The organism is Micromonospora sp. NPDC049171 (assembly GCF_040648275.1).
Lineage (GTDB): Bacteria > Actinomycetota > Actinomycetes > Mycobacteriales > Micromonosporaceae > Micromonospora.
Window position 1 is genome coordinate 95,470 of sequence record NZ_JBEZDJ010000004.1, and the last position, 20,570, is coordinate 116,039.

The window sequence follows — 20,570 nt, forward strand, 5'->3', positions numbered from 1 at the left end:
CGGTCGGGGGCCGGCTCGCCGGCCCCCGACCCCACCCGAGAATTAGCAGTACAGACGACGACATAGGGGACATAGTGCTCGACGTCAACTTCTTCGACGAGCTGCGCATTGGTCTCGCCACCGCCGACGACATCCGTCAGTGGTCGCACGGCGAGGTCAAGAAGCCTGAGACGATCAACTACCGCACCCTGAAGCCGGAAAAGGACGGGCTCTTCTGCGAGAAGATCTTCGGTCCGCAGCGGGACTGGGAGTGCTACTGCGGTAAGTACAAGCGCGTCCGGTTCAAGGGCATCATCTGTGAGCGCTGCGGCGTCGAGGTGACTCGCTCCAAGGTCCGTCGTGAGCGGATGGGGCACATCGAGCTCGCCGCTCCGGTGACCCACATCTGGTATTTCAAGGGCGTGCCGAGCCGGCTGGGCTACCTGCTGGACCTCGCCCCCAAGGACCTCGAAAAGATCATCTACTTCGCCTCGTACGTCGTGACGAGCGTGGACGCGGAGTCGCGTCACCGTGACCTCTCGACGATCGAGAACGAGATCCTGGCCGAGAAGCGGCAGTCCGAGAACAGCCGCGACTCGGAGATCGAGAAGCGGGCCGCCAAGCTCGAGGCCGACCTGGCCGAGCTGGAGGCCGAGGGTGCCAAGGCGGACGTCCGGCGCAAGGTCAAGGAGGGCGGAGAGCGCGAGATGCGCCAGATCCGCGACCGGGCCCAGCGCGAGATCGACCGCCTGGACGAGGTGCTGGACACCTTCCGCAAGCTGGAGCCGAAGCAGCTGGTCACCGACGAGCTGCTCTACCGCGAGCTGCGCGACCGGTTCGGTGAGTACTTCACCGGTTCGATGGGCGCGGAGGCGATCAAGGCGCTGGTCCAGAACATGGACCTCGACGCCGAGGCCGAGAGCCTGCGGGAGACCATCCGCTCCGGCAAGGGCCAGCGGAAGATCCGGGCGCTCAAGCGGCTCAAGGTTGTCGCGGCGTTCCTGAACACCCGCAACTCGCCGCTCGGCATGGTGCTGGACTGCGTCCCGGTCATCCCGCCGGACCTGCGCCCGATGGTGCAGCTCGACGGTGGCCGCTTCGCGACCTCGGACCTGAACGACCTGTACCGTCGCGTGATCAACCGGAACAACCGCCTCAAGCGGCTGATCGACCTCGGCGCGCCCGAGATCATCGTCAACAACGAGAAGCGGATGCTCCAGGAGGCCGTCGACGCGCTGTTCGACAACGGCCGTCGCGGCCGGCCGGTCACCGGTCCGGGTAACCGCCCGCTCAAGTCGCTGTCCGACATGCTCAAGGGCAAGCAGGGCCGGTTCCGCCAGAACCTGCTGGGCAAGCGCGTCGACTACTCCGGCCGTTCGGTCATCGTGGTCGGCCCGAAGCTCAAGCTGCACCAGTGCGGTCTGCCCAAGCAGATGGCGCTGGAGCTGTTCAAGCCGTTCGTGATGAAGCGGCTGGTCGACCTCAACCACGCACAGAACATCAAGTCCGCCAAGCGGATGGTCGAGCGTCAGCGCCCGGTCGTGTGGGACGTGCTGGAAGAGGTCATCGGCGAGCACCCGGTGCTGCTCAACCGGGCGCCGACCCTGCACCGCCTGGGCATCCAGGCCTTCGAGCCGCAGCTGGTCGAGGGCAAGGCGATCCAGATCCACCCGCTGGTCTGCACCGCGTTCAACGCCGACTTCGACGGTGACCAGATGGCGGTGCACGTGCCGCTGTCCGCTGAGGCTCAGGCCGAGGCACGGATCCTGATGCTGTCGTCGAACAACATCCTCAAGCCGGCCGACGGCAAGCCGGTCACCATGCCCACCCAGGACATGGTCATCGGTCTCTACCACCTCACCCACCTCACCGCCGGTGAGAAGGGCGAGGGCCGGGCGTTCAGCTCGGACGCCGAGGCGCGGATGGCCTTCGACAACGGCGAGCTGCACCTGCAGGCGCCGGTGAAGATTCGCCTGCGTGCCGTGGTCGGTGTCGACAACGGCGCCGGCGCCGAGACGTGGACCGCCCCGGAGGGCTGGGTCGAGGGTGACCCGCTGACCGTGGAGACCACCCTGGGTCGGGTGCTGTTCAACGAGACGCTGCCGCAGGGCTACCGCTTCGTGAACTACGAGATCCGCAAGGGTCAGCTCTCCGCGATCGTCAACGACCTCGCCGAGCGCTTCCCCAAGGTGGCGCTGGCCGCCACCCTGGACGGGCTCAAGGAGGCCGGTTTCCACTGGGCCACCTGGTCCGGCGTGACGATCGGCATGGAGGACGTCATCGCGCCGCCGCGCAAGGCGGAGATCCTGGCGCGGTACGAGAAGGAAGCCGACCAGATCGACAAGCAGTACCAGCGTGGTCTGATGACCGCCGAGGAGCGTCGCGGCGAGCTCATCACGATCTGGACCAGGGCGACCAACGAGGTCGCCAAGGAGATGGACACCGCGCTGCCACAGGAGAACCCACTGTGGAAGATGATCAACTCGGGTGCCCGCGGTAACCTGCTCCAGCTCCGCCAGATCGCCGCGATCCGTGGTCTGGTGGCCAACCCGAAGGGCGAGATCATCCCGCGGCCGATCAAGGCCAGCTACCGGGAGGGTCTGTCCGTGCTGGAGTACTTCATCTCCACGCACGGTGCCCGTAAGGGTCTCGCCGACACCGCGCTGCGGACCGCCGACTCGGGTTACCTGACCCGTCGTCTGGTGGACGTCTCGCAGGACGTCATCATCCGCGAGGAGGACTGCGGCACCGACCGGGCGATCCCGATGCAGATCGGCGAGAAGCTCGACGGCAAGCTCGTCGTCCACACCCACGCCGAGACCAGCGTGCACGCCCGGACCCTGGCCGACGACATCAAGGGGCCGGACGGCACCGTGGTGGCCGAGCGGGGTCAGGACATCAACTCCATCGGGGTCGACAAGATCGTCGCTGCCGGGGTGGAGACGGTCCGTGTGCGCAGCGTGCTCACCTGTGAGTCGAAGCTGGGCGTCTGCGCGGCCTGCTACGGCCGGTCGCTGCCGACCGGCAAGTCGGTCGACATCGGCGAGGCGGTCGGCATCATCGCCGCCCAGTCCATCGGTGAGCCCGGTACGCAGCTGACGATGCGTACCTTCCACACCGGTGGTGTCGCGGGTGAGGACATCACCCAGGGTCTGCCGCGTGTGCAGGAGATCTTCGAGGCTCGGGTCCCGAAGGGTAAGGCGCCCATCGCCGACACCCCGGGTCGGATCCGGATCGAGGACGGCGAGCGCTCGCGCAAGATCATCGTGGTGCCGGACGACGGCAGCGAAGAGATCGTCTACGACAAGATCTCGAAGCGGGTCAAGCTCCGTACCCACGACGGCGGTCACGTCGCGGTCGGCGAGAAGCTGACCGAGGGCACCATCGACCCGCACGAGCTGCTGCGGATCATGGGTCCGCGGGCGGTCCAGGTCCACCTGACCAGTGAGGTCCAGGAGGTCTACCGCTCGCAGGGTGTGCTCATCCACGACAAGCACATCGAGATCATCATCCGCCAGATGCTCAAGCGGGTGACGGTCATCGACTCCGGCTCGACCGAGTTCCTGCCGGGCGTGCTCGTCGACCGGGCGCTGTTCGAGTCGGAGAACCGCCGGCTCGTGTCGGAGGGCGGCGAGCCCGCCGCCGGTCGTCCGGTGCTGATGGGTATCACCAAGGCCTCGCTGGCCACCGACTCCTGGCTCTCGGCGGCCTCCTTCCAGGAGACCACCCGGGTGCTGACCGACGCTGCGATCAACTCGCGCAGCGACTCGCTGGTCGGCCTCAAGGAGAACGTGATCATCGGAAAGCTCATCCCGGCCGGTACGGGCATCAGCAAGTACCGCAACGTCCGGGTCGAGCCGACCGAGGAGGCCAAGGCCAAGGTCTACTCGATGACCGGGTACCCGGAGACCGACTACGGCTTTGGGCCGGCCAGCGGGCAGGCTGTGCCGCTGGACGACTTCGACTTCGGGTCGTACCGCTAAGCACCAGGCGCACGACGAGGCCCCCGGCATCCGCCGGGGGCCTCGTCGTGTCCGGACCCACCCAGCCCTGGTCCGAGTTCGGCATGATGGGGGGATGACGACCGCACCCGGGCAGGTGTCCGTCGCGCAGCAGGGGCTGCGCCACCCGTTGGATCCGGATCCGGCCCGTGCCACGAAGGCTCGGGCGGTTTTCGCTCTCGGGCTGCTCGGCCTGCTGACCGGGTTGTTCATCGGCGGGGTGGTGCCGGCGACGGTGGCACTGCAACTGGCCCGGCAGGCGCGCCGTGAGGCGTACTCCTCGGGGGGTTTCCTGACCGGCGGCGTCTGGCTGCGGCGCGGCGAGCGGATGGCGTGGGCCGGTCTGGTCCTGGTCGCGGTCAGCGTGGTGGCCATGGTGGTGATCGGCGTGGTGCGGTTGGCCGGCTCGCCGTTCGGCCACGACTACCCGGCGAACATGGACTGAGCCACCGCGCCCGGCACGGGCGCCGGCGCTCTCGGCGGTAGCCTGGCCGGTGTCCGTCGCGCGGGGGTGGCGGCCTTTCGACAGGAGGACCTCGTGACGGATCCGGCGCGGCCCCCTGCGGACGAACCGGCCGACCAGCCGGCTGCGCCGGCACCGGCCGACCAGCCGGCTGCGCCGGCACCGGCCGACCAGCCGGCTGCACCGGCCGAGCCGAGTGACTGGGCGCAACCGAGCAGCGAGCCCTATACCCCCGCGTCCACGCCGGAGTGGGGCAGGCCGCATCCCGGCTGGGGTACGACGAGTCCGTCCGGCTCCGGTCAGCCCGATCCGGTCTCCGGGGTGCCCACCCCGACACCGCCGGGTTGGGGCCCGCCGTCGTCCGGGGCTGGTGTGCCGCCGCCGTCGTCTGGGGCTGGTGTGGCACCGGGTTGGGGCCCGCCGCACCCTGGGCGTGGTGTGCCGCCCGGTTGGGGTGCGCCGCCGTCTGGGGCTGGTGTGCCGCCAGGGTGGGGTCCGCCGCACCCTGGGCCTGGTGTGCCGCCCGGTTGGGGTGCTTCGTCCGGTCCCGCACCTGCCGGGGCGGGAATGCCGGGCCATCCGGTGCCGCCGCCCACCGACGACCAGCGTCGGCCGCCGAAACGGGTGGAGGCGGTGCCCGGTACGCCGTTCGGCGTCGTGCACCTGGACGTGGCGCCGGTCACGTCCGGGCTGGCCATCGGGTCGCTGGTGGCCGGGGTCGCGTCGGTCCTGGTGTCGCTGTTGGTGATCTGTTTCGGGGTGGCCTTCGCGAACGACGGCGGGGCCTGGGCCTCCGGAGCGTTCGCCGCACTCGGGTTGCTGGCCGGCGGGGCGGCGGTCGTCACCGGCCTGCTCGGTCAGCGGCAGATCCGCCGGCCGGCCGCGCCTCCCGCGGTCCGGTTCACCGGCCGCGGGCTCGCGCTGGCCGGGATCAGCTGTGGCGCGGCGGGAGCCGTGCTCAGCATCCTGGGTCTGGGCCTGGCGTTGCTTCTCGCCCTGACCTGAGGTAGGTCGCCGTCCGGCCCGGGCTCTCGCCCTCCGGCCGCTGCCCCACTCGGGGGCGACGGGTGGTCCCGCGGGGAAGCCGGTACACTTGTGTTCGTAGGTGCCCATCGCGGGCGACGGGGCAGGACGAGATTCGGCCGGCGGGTGTGCAACAGTCGCCGGGCCCTTCCGTTTTGACCTGGGCGGTTGTGGTAGGTACTCTTTCCCCTTGTGCCCGGGCATGCCCGGGCAACTCGTGCGTGCGCTGTTTCCGAATCCCGGGCGGCGGCACGGCAAGCCAAGGATCCGGGGCGGGGCGACCCGCGCGCCGGTGACACAAACCCGATCGCACGCGCAAGCGTCCGCAACGGGACCGTGGGCAGGGCGACACGCCCGACCGCGGGTGCCGGGGTCTCCGTGAGGTGGCCCTGGTCGGAATGTAGGAGAGCCGGTCAGCAGGCCGGTTAACGAGCAGACGGCGCGGCCGCGAATGCGGCCGAAGGGAGCGGAGAAACCCGGTGCCCACCATTCAGCAGCTGGTCCGAAAGGGCCGTCAGGCCAAGACGACCAAGACCAAGACCCCGGCGCTCAAGGGGTCTCCCCAGCGGCGCGGCGTGTGCACCCGCGTGTACACCACGACCCCGAAGAAGCCGAACTCGGCGCTGCGCAAGGTCGCTCGTGTGAAGCTCAGCAGCCAGATCGAGGTGACCGCCTACATCCCCGGCGTCGGTCACAACCTGCAGGAGCACTCGATCGTGCTCGTTCGCGGCGGCCGGGTGAAGGACCTCCCCGGCGTGCGTTACAAGATCGTTCGCGGGTCGCTGGACACCCAGGGTGTCCGCAACCGCAAGCAGGCGCGCAGCCGTTACGGCGCGAAGAAGGAGAAGAGCTGACATGCCGCGTAAGGGACCCGCTCCGCGGCGGCCACTGGTCGCTGACCCGGTGTACAACTCGCCGCTGGTCACCCAGCTGGTGAACAAGATCCTGCTGCGCGGCAAGCGCCAGCTCGCCGAGACCATCGTGTACGCGGCCCTCGAGGGCTGCCGCGAGAAGTCCGGCACCGACCCGGTCGTCACCCTCAAGCGGGCGATGGACAACGTCAAGCCGACCCTCGAGGTGCGCAGCCGTCGTGTCGGTGGCGCCACCTACCAGGTGCCGGTCGAGGTCCGCCCGACCCGGGCGACCACCCTGGGCCTGCGCTGGCTGGTCACCTACTCTCGCGCCCGGCGCGAGAAGACCATGGTCGAGCGGCTCATGAACGAGCTGCTGGACGCGAGCAACGGCCTCGGTGCCGCCGTCAAGCGGCGCGAGGACACGCACAAGATGGCCGAGTCGAACAAGGCCTTCGCGCACTACCGCTGGTAACACCCTGGTTCCGGCGCCTCCGGGCGCCGGAACCGCCACCAGTTGAGTCGAGACGACGATAAGTAGGGATTGAAGTGGCCGCCGCAGACGCGCTCGCCAAGGTACGCAACATCGGCATCATGGCGCACATCGATGCCGGTAAGACCACGACCACCGAGCGAATCCTGTTCTACACCGGCATCACGTACAAGATCGGTGAGGTTCACGAGGGCGCTGCCGTCATGGACTGGATGGAGCAGGAGCAGGAGCGTGGTATCACCATCACCTCCGCTGCTACCAAGTGTGAGTGGAAAGACCACACGATCCAGATCATCGACACGCCCGGTCACGTCGACTTCACGGTCGAGGTCGAGCGGTCGCTGCGGGTCCTGGATGGTGCGGTCGCGGTTTACGACGGTGTCGCCGGCGTGGAGCCGCAGACGGAGAACGTCTGGCGGCAGGCCGACAAGTACAACGTCCCGCGGATGTGCTTCGTCAACAAGCTCGACCGGACCGGCGCCGACTTCTTCCGCTGCGTGCAGATGATGATCGACCGGTTGAACGCCACCCCGCTGGTGCTCCAGATCCCGATCGGGCTCGAGGGTGACCACATCGGTGTCGTCGACCTGATCGGCATGCGCGCGCTCACCTGGCGCGGGGAGACCCAGAAGGGTGAGGACTACGCGGTTGAGGAGATCCCGGCCGAACTGGCCGACTCCGCGGCCGAGTGGCGCGAGAAGCTGATGGAGACCCTGGCCGACGTCGACGACGCGGTGATGGAGAAGTACCTGGAAGGCGACGAGATCTCCGTCGAGGAGATCAAGGCCGCCATCCGGCGTGCGACCATCGCCGGCAAGGCCAACCCGGTGCTGTGCGGCTCGGCGTTCAAGAACAAGGGCGTCCAGCCCATGCTCGACGCCGTGGTCGACTTCCTGCCGTCGCCGCTGGACGTTCCGGCGATCGAGGGTACGGCCACCGACGGCGAGACCCCGCTGCTGCGCAAGCCGTCCAACTCGGAGCCCTTCTCCGGCCTGGCGTTCAAGATCCAGACGGACAAGCACCTGGGCAAGCTCACCTACGTCCGGGTCTACTCCGGCACGCTCGACTCCGGTTCCCAGGTGGTCAACTCCACCAAGGACCGCAAGGAGCGGATCGGCAAGATCTACCAGATGCACGCCAACAAGCGGGAAGAGCGTCCGTCGGCGCAGGCCGGTGACATCATCGCCGTGCAGGGTCTCAAGCAGACCACCACCGGCGACACTCTCTCCGACCCGGCGAACCCGGTCATCCTGGAGTCGATGACGTTCCCGGAGCCGGTCATCTCGGTGGCGATCGAGCCGAAGACCAAGTCCGACCAGGAGAAGCTGGGCACCGCGATTCAGCGCCTGGCCGAGGAGGACCCGACCTTCCGCGTCCAGCTGGACGAGGAGACCGGTCAGACGGTCATCTCCGGCATGGGTGAGCTGCACCTGGACATCCTGGTCGACCGGATGCGCCGCGAGTTCAACGTCGAGGCGAACGTCGGTAAGCCGCAGGTGGCGTACCGCGAAACCATCCGCCGCAAGGTGGACAAGGTCGAGTACACCCACAAGAAGCAGACCGGTGGTTCCGGCCAGTACGCCCGCGTGATCGTGAGCGTGGAGCCGCTGCCGCTGGACAACGAATCGCCGACCTACGAGTTCGCCAACGCCGTCAGCGGCGGCCGGATCCCCCGGGAGTTCATCCCGTCGGTGGACGCCGGTGCGCAGGACGCGCTGCAGTACGGCATCCTCGCGGGCTTCCCGCTGGTCGGTGTGAAGCTGACCCTGCTGGACGGCCAGTACCACGAGGTCGACTCGTCGGAAATGGCATTCAAGATCGCCGGCTCGATGGTGATGAAGGACGCGGCCCGCAAGGCCGACCCGGCGTTGCTCGAGCCGATGATGGCCGTTGAGGTCACCACTCCTGAGGAGAACATGGGTGACGTCATCGGCGACCTCAACTCCCGCCGCGGCATCATCCAGGCGATGGAGGAGCGCAGCGGCGCCCGCATCGTGAAGGCTCTGGTGCCGTTGTCGGAGATGTTCGGCTACGTCGGCGACCTGCGGTCGAAGACCCAGGGCCGGGCTAGCTACAGCATGCAGTTCGACTCCTACGCCGAGGTTCCGCAGAGCGTCGCGAAGGAGATCATCGCGAAGGCAACGGGCGAGTAACGCCCTGAGCAGGTGATTCGTGGTTGGTCGCGGGAGGTTCAACCCGCCCGCGGCCACCACGATCGGATCGCGTGAGACCGGGCCTGTAGGCTTCATCGCCGCAGAACCCACAATGGCTTCCCGGCCGTCAGGCCGGAAAGGCTGTCGACAGAGTCCTAAGCGCCGACCGGCGCGCCGGGCGTACGAACCAAGAAGTCCACAGGAGGACACCAGTGGCGAAGGCTAAGTTCGAGCGGACTAAGCCGCACGTCAACATCGGCACCATTGGTCACATCGACCACGGTAAGACGACGCTGACGGCGGCCATCACCAAGGTCCTGCACGACCAGTTCCCGGACCTGAACCCCTACACGCCGTTCGACGAGATCGACAAGGCGCCGGAGGAGAAGGCCCGCGGCATCACGATCTCGATCGCGCACGTCGAGTACCAGACCGAGGCGCGGCACTACGCGCACGTCGACTGCCCCGGCCACGCGGACTACATCAAGAACATGATCACCGGTGCCGCGCAGATGGACGGCGCGATCCTGGTGGTCGCGGCGACCGACGGCCCGATGCCGCAGACCCGCGAGCACGTGCTGCTGGCCCGTCAGGTCGGTGTGCCGTACATCGTCGTGGCGCTCAACAAGAGCGACATGGTCGACGACGAGGAACTCCTGGAGCTCGTCGAGCTCGAGGTCCGCGAGCTGCTCTCCTCGCAGGAGTACCCGGGTGACGACCTGCCGGTCGTTCGGGTTTCGGCGCTGAAGGCCCTCGAGGGTGACCCCGAGTGGACCGGCAAGCTGCTGGACCTGATGACCGCTGTCGACACCTCGATCCCGCAGCCGGAGCGCGAGGTCGACATGCCGTTCCTGATGCCGGTTGAGGACGTCTTCACGATCACCGGTCGTGGCACCGTCGTCACCGGTCGCGTGGAGCGTGGCGTTCTCCTGCCGAACGAGGATGTCGAGCTCGTCGGTATCAAGGAGAAGAGCTTCAAGACCAAGGTCACCGCGATCGAGATGTTCCGGAAGACCCTGGACGACGCTCGCGCAGGCGAGAACGTCGGCCTGCTGCTGCGTGGCACCAAGCGCGACGAGGTCGAGCGCGGCATGGTCGTCGTGAAGCCGGGCTCGAACACCCCGCACACGGAGTTCGAGGCGACGGTCTACATCCTCTCCAAGGAGGAGGGCGGCCGGCACACCCCGTTCTTCCAGAACTACCGCCCGCAGTTCTACTTCCGGACCACGGACGTCACCGGTGTCGTCACCCTCCCCGAGGGCACCGAGATGGTCATGCCGGGTGACAACACCACCATGTCGGTGAAGCTGATCCAGCCCATCGCCATGGAGGAGAACCTCAAGTTCGCGATCCGCGAGGGTGGCCGCACCGTCGGCGCCGGGTTCGTCACCAAGATCATCAAGTGAACTAGGTAACCCCGATTAGACCCGCCGCCGGTCGTGCGGCATACTAGTCAGGTTGCGTAACGACAGTTCGTCGCCTGTGTTCGGCTTTCGCTGAACCTCCGGGTGGCGAGGCAGTCGAGCGTAGGGTGGTTGGCGGCCCAGTCGCCAACCACCCTCGCACGGCGTTCAGGTCGCGGTAATGCGATCGGCGCCTTGACCCACCGCGCGGTCAGCACCACTCCGGAACCACGGGGCGGAGCCCGGCCCGAGGGCGCGACACGCCCGACCGCGGGGGTCGGCGAAGTGGGCCTGTGCCAGCCGGTACAGGCGCCCGCAACACAGCGGCATCGAGAGAAGGAACAGAAGCCACCATGGCGGGACAGAAGATCCGCATCCGGCTCAAGGCCTATGACCACGAGGTCGTCGACTCCTCGGCTCGGAAGATCGTCGAGACGGTGACGCGCACCGGGGCGCAGGTCGCGGGCCCGGTGCCGCTGCCCACGGAGATCAACCGTTTCTGCGTTATCCGCTCGCCGCACAAGTACAAGGACTCGCGCGAGCACTTCGAGATGCGCACGCACAAGCGGCTGATCGACATCATCGACCCGACCCCGAAGACGGTCGACTCGCTCATGCGCCTCGACCTGCCGGCTGGCGTCGACATCGAGATCAAGCTGTAGGGACCGGACAAATGGACAGGCAAGTCAAGGGGATCCTGGGCGCCAAGCTCGGCATGACCCAGGTCTGGGACAACAACAAGGTTGTTCCCGTGACCGTGGTCGAGGCCGGCCCGTGCGTCATCAGCCAGGTTCGTAGCGCCGAGAAGGACGGTTACTCCGCGGTCCAGCTGGCCTACGGCACCATCGACCCGCGCAAGGTCAAGAAGCCGATCAGCGGGCACTACGCCAAGGCGGACGTGGCGCCGCGCCGGCACATCGTCGAGCTGCGCACCACGGACGCGGGGGAATACTCGCTCGGGCAGGAAGTCACTGTCGAGGAGTTCCCGGCCGGCCTCACCATCGACGTGACCGGCAAGACCAAGGGCAAGGGCTTCGCCGGCGCCATGAAGCGGCACGGCTTCCACGGTCTGGGCAGCAGCCACGGTGTCGAGCGCAAGCACCGCTCGCCCGGTTCCATCGGCGCCTGCGCCACTCCCGGTCGTGTCTTCAAGGGCACCCGGATGGCCGGCCGGATGGGTGGCGTTCGCTACACCGTGCAGAACCTGACCGTCCAGGCGGTCGACACGGAGAACAACCTCCTGCTCGTCCGGGGTGCCATTCCTGGCCCCAAGGGCGCGCTGGTTCTGGTCCGTACCGCGGCCAAGATCAAGGTGAAGAAGGGCGGTGCGGCCAAGTGACCACCGTTGACGTGCGCACCGTCGAAGGCACCACCAGCAGCTCCGTCGAGCTGCCGGCGGACATCTTCGACGTGCAGGCCAACGTCGCGCTGATGCACCAGGTCGTGGTGGCCCAGCTCGCGGCGGCCCGACAGGGCACGCACAAGACCAAGACCCGCGCCGAGGTCGCTGGTGGCGGCAAGAAGCCGTACAAGCAGAAGGGCACCGGTCGCGCCCGGCAGGGCTCGATCCGCGCGCCGCAGTTCGCCGGCGGTGGCGTCGTGCACGGTCCCGTGCCGCGCGACTACAGCCAGCGGACCCCGAAGAAGATGAAGGCCGCCGCTCTGCGGGGTGCCCTCTCCGACCGGGCCCGCGCCGGGCAGGTGCACGTCGTCGAGGCGTTCGTCTCGGGCGAGAAGCCGTCGACCAAGGCGGCCCTGGCCACGCTGACCAAGCTCACCGAGGCCCGTCGGGTCCTGGTCGTGCTGAGCAGCACCGACGAGCTGAACTGGGTGTCGCTGCGCAACGAGCCGCGCGTGCACCTGATCGAGTCCGGCCAGCTGAACACGTACGACGTGCTGGTGGCCGACGACGTGGTCTTCACCAAGGACGCCCTGGACGAGTTCCTGGGCGTGCCCGCCGAGACCACCGAGGAGGGTGGCAAGTGAGCACGATCGCCGACCCGCGCGACATCATCGTGGCGCCGGTCGTCTCGGAGAAGAGCTACAGCGAGCTGAACCGGAACTGGTACACCTTCCTGGTGCACCCGGACGCGAACAAGACCGAGATCAAGATCGCTATCCAGCAGATCTTCAACGTCCGCGTCCTGACGGTCAACACGCTCAACCGCCAGGGTAAGCGCAAGCGCACCAAGACCGGCTTCGGTCAGCGCAAGGCGACCAAGCGGGCGATCGTGAAGCTGGCTGACGGTGACCGCATCGAGGCCTTCGGCGGCCCGGTCAGCTGAGGGGTGTAGACAATGGCTATCCGTAAGTACAAGCCGACGACGCCGGGCCGACGTGGCTCGAGTGTCGCTGACTTCGCCGAGATCACCCGGTCCACGCCGGAGAAGTCGCTGCTGGTTCCGCTGCCGAAGAAGGGCGGGCGTAACGCCCACGGCCGGATCACCACGCGGCACCACGGCGGCGGTCACAAGCGCCAGTACCGTCTGATCGACTTCAAGCGGGTCGACAAGGACGGCGTGCCGGCGAAGGTCGCTCACATCGAGTACGACCCCAACCGCACGGCGCGCATCGCGCTGCTGCACTACGCCGACGGCGAGAAGCGGTACATCATCGCGCCGAAGGACCTGAAGCAGGGCGACCGCGTCGAGTCCGGTCCGGGCGCCGACATCAAGCCGGGTAACAACCTGCCGCTGCGCAACATCCCGGTCGGTACCACGATCCACAACGTGGAGCTGCGTCCGGGTGGCGGGGCCAAGCTGGCCCGTTCCGCCGGTGTCGGCATCCAGCTGCTCGGCCGCGAGGGCGCGTACGCGACCCTGCGTATGCCGTCCGGCGAGATCCGGCGGGTGGACGTGCGCTGCCGCGCCAGCGTCGGCGAGATCGGCAACGCCGACCAGTCGAACATCAACTGGGGCAAGGCCGGCCGGATGCGGTGGAAGGGCAAGCGCCCGACCGTCCGTGGTGTCGCCATGAACCCGGTCGACCACCCGCACGGTGGTGGTGAGGGTAAGACCTCCGGTGGTCGCCACCCGGTCAACCCGCAGGGTAAGCCCGAGGGCCGCACCCGCCGTAAGGGCCAGCCGAGTGACCGGCTGATCGTCCGCCGTCGCTACGCCACGCGTAAGCGCGGCTGAGGGAGATAAGACATGCCTCGCAGCCTGAAGAAGGGCCCGTTCGTCGACGACCACCTGCTCAAGAAGGTGGAAGTACAGAACGACAAGGGCTCCAAGAACGTGATCAAGACCTGGTCGCGGCGCTCGACGATCATCCCCGAGATGTTGGGGCACACGATCGCCGTGCACGACGGACGCAAGCACGTCCCGGTGTTCGTGACCGAGGCGATGGTCGGGCACAAGCTCGGCGAGTTCGCGCTGACCCGCACTTTCAAGGGTCACGAGAAGGACGACCGGAAGAGCCGTCGGCGCTGACGCCGCGGGCATACGGATAGAGGGAACAAGGGGTTACAGCGATGCCAGGAAAGGGCGACGCTCCGGTGCTTCCGGGCGCGCGGGCGGTTGCGCGGCACGTGCGCATCTCGCCGATGAAGGCGCGCCGGGTGGTCAACCTCGTCCGCGGCCTGCCCGCGAAGGAGGCGCTAACGGTGCTGCAGTTCGCGCCGCAGGCTGCGAGCGAGCAGGTGTACAAGGTGCTCGCTAGCGCGATCGCCAACGCGGAGAACAACGAGCGGCTGGACCCCGACGCGCTGCTCGTCAGCGAGGCCTTCGTGGACGAGGGCCCGACGATGAAGCGGTTCCAGCCGCGGGCGCAGGGTCGGGCGTACCGAATCCGCAAGCGCACCTGCCACATCACCGTGGCGGTCGAAGCGGTCGCGCCGGCAGCGCCGAGGAAGGCCGCGGCGAAGAAGGCCGCCCCGGCCACGGAGGCCGCACCGGCCGAAGCGCAGAGCAAGACGGAGGACGCCGAGTAATGGGTCAGAAGGTTCACCCCACTGGGTTCCGGCTCGGCATCTCGACCGACTGGAAGTCCCGCTGGTTCGCGGACAAGCTCTACAAGGACTACATCGGCGAGGATGTCAAGATCCGCCGCATGATGTCCAAGGGCCTCGAGCGTGCCGGGATTTCCAAGGTCGACATCGAGCGCACCCGCGACCGGGTCCGGGTCGACATCCACACCGCCCGGCCGGGCATCGTCATCGGCCGTAAGGGTGCGGAGGCCGACCGGATCCGCGGTGAGCTCGAGAAGCTCACCGGCAAGCAGGTTCAGCTGAACATCATCGAGGTGAAGAACCCCGAGTCGGACGCTCAGCTCGTCGCGCAGGGCGTGGCCGAGCAGCTGTCCAGCCGGGTCAGCTTCCGTCGGGCGATGCGCAAGGCCATGCAGTCGGCGATGAAGAACCCGGTCTGCAAGGGCATCCGGGTTCAGGTCTCGGGTCGCCTCGGCGGCGCCGAGATGAGCCGGACCGAGTTCTACCGTGAGGGCCGGGTTCCGCTGCACACGCTGCGGGCCAACATCGAGTACGGCTTCTTCGAGGCCCGTACCACGTTCGGCCGGATCGGTGTGAAGGTCTGGATCTACAAGGGCGACGCCGTCCCGGGCCGGGAGGCTCCGGCCGAGGCCGGTCCGTCCCGCCCGCGTCGTGGTGAGCGTGGCGACCGTCCCGAGCGTCCGCGTCGTGGCCGGTCGGGTTCGTCCGGCACCACGGCCGGTGGCACCGAGGCCGGACGGGCTGCTGCGACCACCATCGCGCAGCAGGCCGAGACGCCGAGCGGCGAGCCGGTCGACAGCGCAGCTGTCGCGGCCGCGGCTGCTCCGGCAGAAACGCAGCAGGAGGGCTGACAGATGCTGATGCCGCGCAAGCCCCCGAAGGGCTTCCGCAAGCCGCACCACCCGGACCGCAGTGGCGCGTCCAAGGGTGGTAACCGGGTGGTGTTCGGCGAGTTCGGGATCCAGGCTCTCGAGCCGGCGTACGTGACGAACCGGCAGATCGAGTCGGCACGTATCGCGATGACTCGCCACATCAAGCGTGGTGGCAAGGTCTGGATCACGATCTTCCCGGACCAGGCCCTCACCAAGAAGCCTGCCGAGACCCGGATGGGTTCCGGTAAGGGTTCGCCCGAGTGGTGGGTCGCCAACGTCAAGCCGGGGCGGGTTCTCTTCGAGATGTCCTTCCCCAACGAGCAGACCGCGCGAGAGGCCATGCGTCGCGCGATCCACAAGCTCCCGATGAAGTGCCGCATTGTTACGCGCGAAGTGGGTGAATCCTGATGGCAGCGGGCGTTAAGGCGACCGAGCTGCGTGAGCTCTCCGAAGAGGAGCTGGTCACGAAGCTGCGGGAGGCCAAGGCGGAGCTGTTCAACCTCCGCGTGCAGGCCGCAACCGGGCAGCTGGACAACAACCGGCGGTTGCAGGTCATCCGTCGGGAGATCGCCCGGATCTACACGATCATGCGTGAGCGCGAGCTGGGGCTCTCGGCCGCGCCGACTGAGGTGACTGCATCATGACCGAAGAGACCGCCACCGCCGCCGCGCGGTCGCGCCGCAAGGTCCGCGAGGGCCTGGTGATCAGCGACAAGATGGACAAGACCGTCGTCGTCGAGGTCGAGGACCGGGTTCGGCACGCGCTGTACGGCAAGATCATGCGCCGTACGGCCAAGCTGAAGGTGCACGACGAGCAGAACGCCGCTGGCACCGGTGACCGGGTTCTCATCATGGAGACCCGGCCGCTGAGCGCCACCAAGCGTTGGCGGATCGTGGAGATCCTGGAAAAGGCCAAGTAGCGAAGGCTCGAGCTCGCCCGGCGTTGCGTCGGGCGTAGGTTCCGCCAGGCTCCGGCCGCTACGGCGGCCGGAGAACCGGCAGACATAGGAGATAGACGTGATTCAGCAGGAGTCGCGACTGCGCGTCGCCGACAACACGGGTGCCCGGGAGATCCTGTGCATCCGGGTTCTCGGTGGCTCGGGTCGGCGCTACGCGAGCATCGGCGACGTCATCGTGGCCACGGTCAAGGACGCCATCCCGGGTGCCGGTGTGAAGAAGGGCGACGTCGTCAAGGCTGTCGTCGTTCGCACGGCCAAGGAGAGGCGTCGGCCGGACGGCTCGTACATCCGCTTCGACGAGAACGCCGCCGTCATCATCAAGGACGGTGGGGACCCGCGTGGTACCCGTATCTTCGGCCCGGTGGGCCGGGAACTGCGGGACAAGCGGTTCATGAAGATTATTTCCCTCGCGCCGGAGGTGTTGTGACCGTGAAGGTCAAGAAGGGCGACACGGTCGTCGTCATCGCCGGCAAGGACAAGGGTGCCAAGGGCAAGGTCATTCAGGCCTACCCGCGGCAGGACAAGGTCCTGGTCGAGGGCGTGAACCGGGTCAAGAAGCACACCCGCATCAGCACCACCCAGCGTGGCGCCAAGACCGGCGGCATCGTCACTCAGGAGGCCCCGATCCACGTCTCGAACGTGCAGGTCCTGGACTCCGACGGCAAGCCGACCCGCGTCGGTTACCGGATCGACGACAACGGCCAGAAGGTCCGCATCGCGCGTAGCACCGGTAAGGACCTGTGATGACCACGGCTACCGAAAAGACCCTGCCGCGCCTCAAGGAGCGGTACCGCAACGAGATCGTGGCCCAGCTGCGCGAGCAGGGCAGCTACGGCAACCCCATGCAGGTGCCGCGGCTGGTCAAGATCGTCGTCAACATGGGTGTCGGCGAGGCTGCTCGCGACGCCAAGCTGATCGACGGCGCGGTCCGCGACCTCGCCACGATCACCGGCCAGAAGCCGCAGGTGCGGCGGGCGACCAAGTCCATCGCGCAGTTCAAGCTCCGCGAGGGCATGCCGATCGGTGCGAAGGTGACCCTTCGCGGCGACCGGATGTGGGAGTTCCTGGACCGGCTGCTGTCCATCTCGCTGCCGCGTATCCGCGACTTCCGCGGTCTGGACGGGCGCAAGCTGGACGGGCACGGCAACTACACGTTCGGTCTGACCGAGCAGTCGGTGTTCCACGAGATCGACCAGGACCGGATCGATCGCCAGCGGGGCATGGACATCACGGTGGTCACGACCGCCACGACCGACGACGAGGGCCGGGCGCTGCTCAAGCTCCTGGGCTTCCCGTTCAAGGAGAACTGAGATGGCCAAGAAGGCGCTGATCATCAAGGCGGCCGCGAAGCCGAAGTTCTCGGTTCGCGCGTACACCCGCTGCCAGCGGTGCGGGCGTCCGAAGGCGGTCTACCGCAAGTTCGGGCTCTGCCGGGTCTGCATCCGGGAGATGGCTCACCGCGGTGAGCTGCCGGGCGTGTCCAAGGCTTCCTGGTAAGGGCGACCGCGTCCCGGCCGTCGGCCGGGAACTCCTGCACCGATTAGGTATTGCTCTTCGCCGTAGGCCCGGGGCTGATGCCCCGGGAACCCCGGCGAGAAAGGCTGACGAAATCCATGACGATGACCGACCCGATCGCAGACATGCTCACGCGTCTGCGTAACGCCAACCAGGCGTACCACGATCAGGTGAAGATGCCCTACTCCAAGATCAAGGCGAACATCGCCGAGGTCCTGAAGGCCGAGGGTTACATCGCCACCTGGTCGGTCGAGGAGCCCGAGGAGGGTGCCGTCGGCAAGCGACTGGTCGTCGAGCTGAAGTACGGCCAGAACCGCGAGCGGAGCCTGGCCGGCATCAAGCGCGTGTCCAAGCCCGGTCTCCGGGTGTACGCCAAGTCGGACGGGCTCCCGCGGGTGCTCGGTGGGCTGGGCGTGGCGATCATTTCGACGTCCCAGGGGCTGCTGACCGACCGGCAGGCCCGCAAGCGGAGTGTTGGCGGGGAAGTCCTCGCCTTCGTCTGGTAACGGGAGACTGGTAGAAATGTCGCGAATTGGACGTAAGTCGATCCCGGTACCAGCCGGCGTCGACATCACGATCGACGGGCAGACCGTCAAGGTCAAGGGCCCCAAGGGCCAGCTTGAGCACACCCTCGCCGAGCCGATCACGGTCGAGCGGGCCGAGGATGGGCAGCTCAACGTCAACCGGCCGAACGACGAGCGCAAGGCCAAGGAACTCCACGGCCTGAGCCGTACGCTGGTTGCCAACATGATCGTCGGGGTCACCGAGGGCTACCGCAAGAGCCTGGAGATCGCCGGCACCGGTTACCGGGTCACCGCCAAGGGTTCGGACCTCGAGTTCGCGCTCGGGTTCTCGCACCCGGTGGTCGTCCCCGCCCCGGCGGGCATCACCTTCACGGTGGAGCGGCCGACCCTGTTCCACGTGGCTGGCATCGACAAGCAGCAGGTCGGTGAGGTCGCCGCCAACATCCGGAAGATCCGCCCGCCGGAGCCCTACAAGGGCAAGGGCGTGAAGTACCAGGGCGAGGTCATCCGCCGCAAGGCTGGAAAGGCAGGTAAGAAGTGAGCGCCACGCTGCTCAAGCGCCGCCGCGGCGTCGCCGCCAAGCGCGCCGTTGGGCGTGCGCGTCGGCACTTCCGCGTCCGCAAGAACGTCAGCGGTACGTCCGAGCGTCCGCGCCTGGTCGTCACCCGTTCGCTGCGGCACATGGTCGCCCAGATCGTCGACGACACCAAGGGCCACACCCTGGCGTCGGCGTCGACCCTGGACGCCTCGCTGCGCGGTACGGAGGGCGACAAGAGTGCCCTCGCCGGCAAGGTGGGCGCGCTGCTCGCCGAGCGGGCCAAGGCCGCCGGCGTCTCCAAGGTCGTCTTCGACCGCGGCGGCAACCGGTACGCGGGGCGAGTCGCCGCGCTTGCCGACGCCGCCCGCGAAGCCGGGCTCGAGTTCTAACAACCCCGTCACGAGAGATAAGGAAGGCTGCTGATGCCAGGTCAACAGCGCCGTGGCGGCGGGTCCGGTGGCAACGAGGGTGGTCGCCGCGACAACCGCCGTGAGGGCGGCCGCGGAAACGCGCCCGTCGAGAAGACCCCGCACCTTGAGCGGGTCGTCGCGATCAACCGCGTCGCCAAGGTCGTGAAGGGTGGTCGTCGCTTCAGCTTCACCGCCCTGGTGATCGTGGGCGACGGCGACGGCACGGTCGGCGTGGGCTACGGAAAGGCCAAGGAGGTGCCCGCGGCCATCGCCAAGGGTGTCGAGGAGGCCAAGAAGCACTTCTTCAAGGTTCCGCGGATCGGTCAGTCGATCCCACACCCGGTGACGGGTGAGGACGCCGCTGGTGTCGTGCTGCTCAAGCCGGCCTCGGCCGGTACGGGTGTCATCGCCGGTGGTCCGGTGCGCGCCGTGCTGGAGTGCGCCGGGATCCACGACGTGCTCTCGAAGAGCCTCGGCTCCTCGAACCCGATCAACATCGTGCACGCCACCGTGGCGGCCCTGAAGGGGCTTGAGTCCCCCGAGCAGGTCGCGGCGCGTCGTGGCCTGCCGGTGGAGGACGTCGCGCCGGCCGCCATGCTGGCGTCGCGTGCGGGGGTGGCGCGCTGATGGCACGCCTGAAGGTCACCCAGCTCCGGTCCGGTATCGGGACCAAGCACAACCAGCGTGAGTCGCTGCGTTCGCTCGGTCTCAAGCGGATCAACGACGTGGTGGTCAAGGAGGACCGGCCCGAGATCCGCGGCATGATCTTCACTGTGAGCCACCTCGTGAAGGTCGAGGAGGTCGAGTAATGACGATCAAGGTGCATCACCTGCGCCCGGCGCCCGGTTCCAAGACCGCGAAGACCCGTGTGGGTCGCGGTGAGGGTTCCAAGGGCAAGACCGCTGGTCGCGGTACCAAGGGCTCCAAGGCTCGTAAGAACATCTCGGCGGCGTTCGAGGGTGGGCAGATGCCCATCCACATGCGCCTGCCGAAGATGAAGGGCTTCAAGAACAGGTTCAAGGTGGTCTTCCAGGTGGTCAACCTGGACCGACTGGCTGAGCTGTTCCCGAATGGTGGTCAGGTCGGCCCGCTGGAGCTCGTCGAGTCCGGCGCGGTCCGCAAGGGTCACCCGGTCAAGGTCCTCGGCACCGGGGACCTCGGCGGTGTGTCGCTCCAGGTGTCCGCGCACGCGTTCAGTGCGTCGGCCAAGGAGAAGATCGCTGCTGCCGGCGGCTCCGCCACCGAGCTGTAAGGCGTTCTACCCATGGCGCCCGTCCAGTTGTGAGCAACTGGCGGGCGCCATGGTCTGCCTGGGCTTCGTGCGCCGGGTAATATCGGAATCGATTTATGTAGTCGGGCACATCTGCCCGGACCGGGGTGGGGCTGTTAGAGTCCCATCCCAGCCATGGATTGCGGGCACTCGCTCGTGATCCACCCC

At 67.8% G+C, this 20,570-nt stretch carries 28 protein-coding genes; all 28 read left to right on the forward strand.

Translation table 11 applies throughout. The annotated features are described in order from the left end of the window. Nucleotides 1-74: 74 nt before the first annotated feature. The 28 genes from AB0B14_RS06765 to rplO all read left to right on the forward strand — a co-directional run bounded on the left by AB0B14_RS06765 (nucleotide 75) and on the right by rplO (nucleotide 20,384). Entirely contained in the window at nucleotides 75-3,962 is a 3,888-nt protein-coding gene (locus AB0B14_RS06765) for a DNA-directed RNA polymerase subunit beta' (protein WP_357080831.1), read from the forward strand. Nucleotides 3,963-4,056: 94 nt separating this feature from the next. Continuing rightward, nucleotides 4,057-4,425 carry a hypothetical protein gene (locus AB0B14_RS06770; protein ID WP_357080828.1) on the forward strand — a complete coding sequence of 123 codons (369 nt, stop codon included), beginning with the start codon at nucleotides 4,057-4,059 and terminating at the stop codon, nucleotides 4,423-4,425. A gap of 651 nt (nucleotides 4,426-5,076) precedes the next feature. After that, on the forward strand, nucleotides 5,077-5,448 hold the full coding sequence (locus tag AB0B14_RS06775; RefSeq protein ID WP_357080834.1) for a hypothetical protein: 372 nt from the start codon (nucleotides 5,077-5,079) through the stop codon (nucleotides 5,446-5,448). Nucleotides 5,449-5,945: 497 nt separating this feature from the next. After that, on the forward strand, nucleotides 5,946-6,320 hold the full coding sequence (rpsL, locus tag AB0B14_RS06780; RefSeq protein ID WP_007465318.1) for a 30S ribosomal protein S12: 375 nt from the start codon (nucleotides 5,946-5,948) through the stop codon (nucleotides 6,318-6,320). 1 nt (nucleotide 6,321) lies between these two features. Then, entirely contained in the window at nucleotides 6,322-6,792 is a 471-nt protein-coding gene (gene rpsG, locus AB0B14_RS06785; protein ID WP_030489583.1) for a 30S ribosomal protein S7, read from the forward strand. A 74-nt stretch (nucleotides 6,793-6,866) separates the two neighbouring features. Continuing rightward, a complete protein-coding gene (gene fusA / locus AB0B14_RS06790; RefSeq protein ID WP_357080824.1) occupies nucleotides 6,867-8,963 on the forward strand; it encodes an elongation factor G in 2,097 nt (698 codons plus the stop codon). A gap of 212 nt (nucleotides 8,964-9,175) precedes the next feature. Continuing rightward, nucleotides 9,176-10,369, forward strand: coding sequence for an elongation factor Tu (tuf, locus tag AB0B14_RS06795; RefSeq protein ID WP_110563098.1), 1,194 nt, complete (start codon nucleotides 9,176-9,178; stop codon nucleotides 10,367-10,369). A 350-nt stretch (nucleotides 10,370-10,719) separates the two neighbouring features. Continuing rightward, complete coding sequence (rpsJ, locus tag AB0B14_RS06800) at nucleotides 10,720-11,028, forward strand: 30S ribosomal protein S10 (protein WP_007073037.1); 309 nt, start codon at nucleotides 10,720-10,722, stop codon at nucleotides 11,026-11,028. An 11-nt stretch (nucleotides 11,029-11,039) separates the two neighbouring features. Further along, nucleotides 11,040-11,705 (forward strand): 50S ribosomal protein L3, encoded by a 666-nt coding sequence (rplC, locus tag AB0B14_RS06805; protein WP_357080820.1) that lies wholly within the window; start codon nucleotides 11,040-11,042, stop codon nucleotides 11,703-11,705. Further along, nucleotides 11,702-12,352, forward strand: a complete 651-nt coding sequence (gene rplD, locus AB0B14_RS06810) for a 50S ribosomal protein L4 (protein WP_110563096.1) — start codon at nucleotides 11,702-11,704, stop codon at nucleotides 12,350-12,352. Before rplC ends, rplD begins: the two co-directional genes overlap by 4 nt. Continuing rightward, nucleotides 12,349-12,651 (forward strand): 50S ribosomal protein L23, encoded by a 303-nt coding sequence (gene rplW / locus AB0B14_RS06815; RefSeq protein WP_007465304.1) that lies wholly within the window; start codon nucleotides 12,349-12,351, stop codon nucleotides 12,649-12,651. Before rplD ends, rplW begins: the two co-directional genes overlap by 4 nt. 12 nt (nucleotides 12,652-12,663) lie before the next feature. Beyond that, nucleotides 12,664-13,503 (forward strand): 50S ribosomal protein L2, encoded by an 840-nt coding sequence (gene rplB / locus AB0B14_RS06820; RefSeq protein ID WP_110563095.1) that lies wholly within the window; start codon nucleotides 12,664-12,666, stop codon nucleotides 13,501-13,503. Between the two features lie 12 nt (nucleotides 13,504-13,515). Further along, on the forward strand, nucleotides 13,516-13,797 hold the full coding sequence (gene rpsS, locus AB0B14_RS06825; protein WP_007465299.1) for a 30S ribosomal protein S19: 282 nt from the start codon (nucleotides 13,516-13,518) through the stop codon (nucleotides 13,795-13,797). A gap of 41 nt (nucleotides 13,798-13,838) precedes the next feature. After that, entirely contained in the window at nucleotides 13,839-14,297 is a 459-nt protein-coding gene (gene rplV, locus AB0B14_RS06830; protein WP_007465297.1) for a 50S ribosomal protein L22, read from the forward strand. Further along, on the forward strand, nucleotides 14,297-15,166 hold the full coding sequence (gene rpsC, locus AB0B14_RS06835; protein ID WP_007465294.1) for a 30S ribosomal protein S3: 870 nt from the start codon (nucleotides 14,297-14,299) through the stop codon (nucleotides 15,164-15,166). The genes rplV and rpsC overlap by 1 nt, the downstream gene beginning before the upstream one ends. Before the next feature lie 3 nt (nucleotides 15,167-15,169). Next, complete coding sequence (rplP, locus tag AB0B14_RS06840) at nucleotides 15,170-15,595, forward strand: 50S ribosomal protein L16 (RefSeq protein ID WP_053653940.1); 426 nt, start codon at nucleotides 15,170-15,172, stop codon at nucleotides 15,593-15,595. Further along, nucleotides 15,595-15,831 (forward strand): 50S ribosomal protein L29, encoded by a 237-nt coding sequence (gene rpmC / locus AB0B14_RS06845; RefSeq protein ID WP_007465283.1) that lies wholly within the window; start codon nucleotides 15,595-15,597, stop codon nucleotides 15,829-15,831. Before rplP ends, rpmC begins: the two co-directional genes overlap by 1 nt. After that, on the forward strand, nucleotides 15,828-16,106 hold the full coding sequence (gene rpsQ, locus AB0B14_RS06850; protein ID WP_030489590.1) for a 30S ribosomal protein S17: 279 nt from the start codon (nucleotides 15,828-15,830) through the stop codon (nucleotides 16,104-16,106). The genes rpmC and rpsQ overlap by 4 nt, the downstream gene beginning before the upstream one ends. 97 nt (nucleotides 16,107-16,203) lie before the next feature. Beyond that, on the forward strand, nucleotides 16,204-16,572 hold the full coding sequence (rplN, locus tag AB0B14_RS06855) for a 50S ribosomal protein L14 (protein WP_007465279.1): 369 nt from the start codon (nucleotides 16,204-16,206) through the stop codon (nucleotides 16,570-16,572). After that, complete coding sequence (gene rplX / locus AB0B14_RS06860) at nucleotides 16,569-16,889, forward strand: 50S ribosomal protein L24 (protein ID WP_172899047.1); 321 nt, start codon at nucleotides 16,569-16,571, stop codon at nucleotides 16,887-16,889. The genes rplN and rplX overlap by 4 nt, the downstream gene beginning before the upstream one ends. Continuing rightward, a complete protein-coding gene (gene rplE / locus AB0B14_RS06865) occupies nucleotides 16,889-17,455 on the forward strand; it encodes a 50S ribosomal protein L5 (RefSeq protein WP_357080811.1) in 567 nt (188 codons plus the stop codon). Before rplX ends, rplE begins: the two co-directional genes overlap by 1 nt. Before the next feature lies 1 nt (nucleotide 17,456). Beyond that, a complete protein-coding gene (locus AB0B14_RS06870) occupies nucleotides 17,457-17,642 on the forward strand; it encodes a type Z 30S ribosomal protein S14 (RefSeq protein WP_007465272.1) in 186 nt (61 codons plus the stop codon). A 116-nt stretch (nucleotides 17,643-17,758) separates the two neighbouring features. Beyond that, nucleotides 17,759-18,166 (forward strand): 30S ribosomal protein S8, encoded by a 408-nt coding sequence (rpsH, locus tag AB0B14_RS06875; protein ID WP_007465270.1) that lies wholly within the window; start codon nucleotides 17,759-17,761, stop codon nucleotides 18,164-18,166. Between the two features lie 16 nt (nucleotides 18,167-18,182). Continuing rightward, complete coding sequence (gene rplF, locus AB0B14_RS06880; protein ID WP_266246314.1) at nucleotides 18,183-18,725, forward strand: 50S ribosomal protein L6; 543 nt, start codon at nucleotides 18,183-18,185, stop codon at nucleotides 18,723-18,725. Next, nucleotides 18,722-19,111, forward strand: a complete 390-nt coding sequence (gene rplR / locus AB0B14_RS06885) for a 50S ribosomal protein L18 (protein ID WP_357080808.1) — start codon at nucleotides 18,722-18,724, stop codon at nucleotides 19,109-19,111. Before rplF ends, rplR begins: the two co-directional genes overlap by 4 nt. Before the next feature lie 33 nt (nucleotides 19,112-19,144). Continuing rightward, nucleotides 19,145-19,759: a 30S ribosomal protein S5 gene (gene rpsE, locus AB0B14_RS06890; RefSeq protein WP_007465263.1), complete on the forward strand. Its 615-nt coding sequence runs from the start codon at nucleotides 19,145-19,147 to the stop codon at nucleotides 19,757-19,759. Continuing rightward, a complete protein-coding gene (gene rpmD / locus AB0B14_RS06895) occupies nucleotides 19,759-19,941 on the forward strand; it encodes a 50S ribosomal protein L30 (protein WP_007465262.1) in 183 nt (60 codons plus the stop codon). Before rpsE ends, rpmD begins: the two co-directional genes overlap by 1 nt. Beyond that, nucleotides 19,941-20,384, forward strand: coding sequence for a 50S ribosomal protein L15 (gene rplO, locus AB0B14_RS06900; RefSeq protein ID WP_357080805.1), 444 nt, complete (start codon nucleotides 19,941-19,943; stop codon nucleotides 20,382-20,384). The genes rpmD and rplO overlap by 1 nt, the downstream gene beginning before the upstream one ends. Nucleotides 20,385-20,570: the final 186 nt, after the last annotated feature.

What these genes read in the sequence shown, in the direction of transcription:
- AB0B14_RS06770 (WP_357080828.1), top strand. Translation starts at nt 4,057, where the DNA reads ATGACGACCGCACCCGGGCAGGTGTCCGTCGCGCAGCAGGGGCTGCGC.
- rpsG (WP_030489583.1), top strand. Translation starts at nt 6,322, where the DNA reads ATGCCGCGTAAGGGACCCGCTCCGCGGCGGCCACTGGTCGCTGACCCG.
- rpsJ (WP_007073037.1), top strand. Translation starts at nt 10,720, where the DNA reads ATGGCGGGACAGAAGATCCGCATCCGGCTCAAGGCCTATGACCACGAG.
- rplC (WP_357080820.1), top strand. Translation starts at nt 11,040, where the DNA reads ATGGACAGGCAAGTCAAGGGGATCCTGGGCGCCAAGCTCGGCATGACC.
- rplB (WP_110563095.1), top strand. Translation starts at nt 12,664, where the DNA reads ATGGCTATCCGTAAGTACAAGCCGACGACGCCGGGCCGACGTGGCTCG.
- rpsS (WP_007465299.1), top strand. Translation starts at nt 13,516, where the DNA reads ATGCCTCGCAGCCTGAAGAAGGGCCCGTTCGTCGACGACCACCTGCTC.
- rplV (WP_007465297.1), top strand. Translation starts at nt 13,839, where the DNA reads ATGCCAGGAAAGGGCGACGCTCCGGTGCTTCCGGGCGCGCGGGCGGTT.
- rpsC (WP_007465294.1), top strand. Translation starts at nt 14,297, where the DNA reads ATGGGTCAGAAGGTTCACCCCACTGGGTTCCGGCTCGGCATCTCGACC.
- rplP (WP_053653940.1), top strand. Translation starts at nt 15,170, where the DNA reads ATGCTGATGCCGCGCAAGCCCCCGAAGGGCTTCCGCAAGCCGCACCAC.
- rpmC (WP_007465283.1), top strand. Translation starts at nt 15,595, where the DNA reads ATGGCAGCGGGCGTTAAGGCGACCGAGCTGCGTGAGCTCTCCGAAGAG.
- rpsQ (WP_030489590.1), top strand. Translation starts at nt 15,828, where the DNA reads ATGACCGAAGAGACCGCCACCGCCGCCGCGCGGTCGCGCCGCAAGGTC.
- rplE (WP_357080811.1), top strand. Translation starts at nt 16,889, where the DNA reads ATGACCACGGCTACCGAAAAGACCCTGCCGCGCCTCAAGGAGCGGTAC.
- AB0B14_RS06870 (WP_007465272.1), top strand. Translation starts at nt 17,457, where the DNA reads ATGGCCAAGAAGGCGCTGATCATCAAGGCGGCCGCGAAGCCGAAGTTC.
- rpsH (WP_007465270.1), top strand. Translation starts at nt 17,759, where the DNA reads ATGACGATGACCGACCCGATCGCAGACATGCTCACGCGTCTGCGTAAC.
- rplF (WP_266246314.1), top strand. Translation starts at nt 18,183, where the DNA reads ATGTCGCGAATTGGACGTAAGTCGATCCCGGTACCAGCCGGCGTCGAC.
- rpsE (WP_007465263.1), top strand. Translation starts at nt 19,145, where the DNA reads ATGCCAGGTCAACAGCGCCGTGGCGGCGGGTCCGGTGGCAACGAGGGT.
- rpmD (WP_007465262.1), top strand. Translation starts at nt 19,759, where the DNA reads ATGGCACGCCTGAAGGTCACCCAGCTCCGGTCCGGTATCGGGACCAAG.
- rplO (WP_357080805.1), top strand. Translation starts at nt 19,941, where the DNA reads ATGACGATCAAGGTGCATCACCTGCGCCCGGCGCCCGGTTCCAAGACC.